Genomic DNA, 248 nt, shown 5'->3' with positions numbered 1-248 from the left:
GCACAAGCGAGCAGAGGAGGCGGCGGCGAGGCTCGTCGGCTCAGGAGGAGGTGGCGATGCGTGGCTCCCATATGAAGAGCTTGCCGCTGAGCTGCCCGCATCGGCGCATGTGGTTCATGAGCTCCTCCTTGCTCCGCCGGCGCCGGCAGGTCGTCATCAGCAGCTTGCTCTCGCCGCCGGGGTTGTCACTGCCCGACGGAGCCGAGGTCGCGCTCAGAGATGAGGCTGCGACGAGAGCTGCGGCCGCC

1 protein-coding gene is annotated in these 248 nt (G+C 69.0%); it reads right to left on the bottom strand.

Annotated features, from left to right (window positions below):
• Window positions 1–40 precede the first annotated feature (40 nt).
• Window positions 41–248: hypothetical protein (locus L9G74_RS24525; RefSeq protein ID WP_238898890.1), on the bottom strand; the 208-nt coding region annotated here is incomplete at its 5' end.

The organism is Shewanella electrica, assembly GCF_022321485.1.
GTDB classification, from domain to species: Bacteria; Pseudomonadota; Gammaproteobacteria; order Enterobacterales; family Shewanellaceae; genus Shewanella; species Shewanella electrica.
The sequence above is the reverse complement of the archived record's forward strand: the minus strand, read 5'-3'. Positions and strand labels throughout refer to the sequence as shown.